Source organism: Pseudoalteromonas sp. SG45-5, assembly GCF_014164085.1.
Taxonomy (GTDB): Bacteria; Pseudomonadota; Gammaproteobacteria; order Enterobacterales; family Alteromonadaceae; genus Pseudoalteromonas; species Pseudoalteromonas aliena.
This window is the reverse complement of record NZ_JACJEM010000113.1, coordinates 1-1,704: the sequence shown is the minus strand read 5'-3', so window position 1 is coordinate 1,704 and position 1,704 is coordinate 1. Positions and strand designations below refer to the sequence as shown.

The 1,704-nt window shown below is 42.7% G+C and carries 1 protein-coding gene; it reads left to right on the top strand.

Annotated features, from left to right (window positions below; translation table 11 throughout):
• Positions 1-877 precede the first annotated feature (877 nt).
• On the top strand, positions 878-1,704 hold an 827-nt coding region (locus H5119_RS19835), incomplete at its 3' end, for a reverse transcriptase domain-containing protein (RefSeq protein WP_259399073.1).

Below are 1,704 nucleotides of genomic sequence, written 5' to 3'. Positions count from 1 at the left end.
AATCGAGTTTATTTTCGACAATATAACAAAGGGCATACTCAAAAGTGCCAGGCAGAATTTGCTCAGCGAAATTGATAGGAATGAATTTATTTTGACAGGATAAGTCAGGCTTGTAGTTAGCCATAGCAGTTTACCGTGGGTGAATAATATCTATTAGATCACAGCGAACAGATGGGTTCAAGGTTAAAAAGCAATCAATTTGAAATAGTAGAATACGTTCCTAAAAAGAGTAATTCTACAGCCTCAACGTCCGCTTAAGCGGAAAAATATAGTTGGCTATAATGTGAACGGAGTGAAACAGCCAACTGTATTTTTTCCGTTTGAAGTTCTTGTGTACGCCCGACATGGGCATTGACTTATGAGGTGAAAGTCCTCTGTAGGAAGATCACCGTTTAAATAACACACTGTTATTAAACGATAACTACTAGCGAATGGCAAGGGCTAAATCGCGAGAGATAGTCTAGAGGAAGCCGCTAGCAAATCTGTGAGCTGATGAACAAAAACATCATATGAGGCGTAGGCTGGAGACGAGCTAGCACAAGATAGCGAAGTCATGTGATCTAACGGCCACCGTAAATGATGCAGTTGTGCAGAGAAAGTCGATGCACCTTATTCGGGGAGATCTGATAAACACGCATCCGCGCTAACGCTTGGAGATTACCAGTTAGGGACTGGTTGTTCAACCCTTGGCGCTTTGGTTGCTGCGACCTACAGCGAGCGAAATAGCAGTAAACAAGCGTTAGTTCCGACGCGCTTTATCGAGTAATCGCTAGAGTGATTTATCAGAAGTCAGCAGACGGCATAGTAGCCAAACGCCCATCGTAATGGAGGGGACACGGTGAAGGCCTAAACATCTTAACCAGAGGAGATACTACAAATGAACTTGAATTCACATAGATCACCGTGTTGTGATAGTGATGAACAGCGTTCGACTGTGAATAATACCTCGAATGAATACAACCAAACAGATCGTGACCTGATGGCAAGGGTACTGAGCAACCACAATATTGGTGCAGCATGGCAACATGTTAAGCGCAATAAAGGGGCTGCGGGTATTGATAATATGAGTATTGAGGAATTTAATGACTTCGCTAAGTTACATTGGCTGGGTATTAAACAGCAATTACTTAGCGGCACTTATCAACCCTTGCCAGTCAAACGCGTGATGATACCCAAACCCGATGGCGGTGAGCGAATGCTTGGGATCCCTTCTGTTATCGACAGAGTGATCCAACAAGCTATTGCTCAAGTGATTAGCCCTTACTTTGAGCCTCTATTTTCACCACATAGTTATGGTTATCGCCCTCATAAAAGAGCCAGCCAAGCAGTAAATCATGTTCAATCTTGTGTTAAACAAGGTTATAAAACAGCAGTTGATATTGACTTGTCTAAGTTATTTGATGAAGTAAACCATGACATGCTGATGAATCGTGTTGGTCGTAAAGTCAAAGACAAAGCACTCATGCACCTACTTGGTAAATACCTCCGAGCGGGGATCGCAGAGCGCGAAACGGGTCTGTGGTTTGAGTCAACCAAAGGAGTCCCTCAAGGTGGGCCATTATCCCCTTTACTTTCCAATATTTTACTCGATGAATTAGATAAGAAGTTAACCTACAAACGCCTTAAGTTTGCACGTTACGCTGATGACATAATCATTTTAGTAAAAACGAAAAGCGAAGGGCTAATAATCCAACGGGACATTAC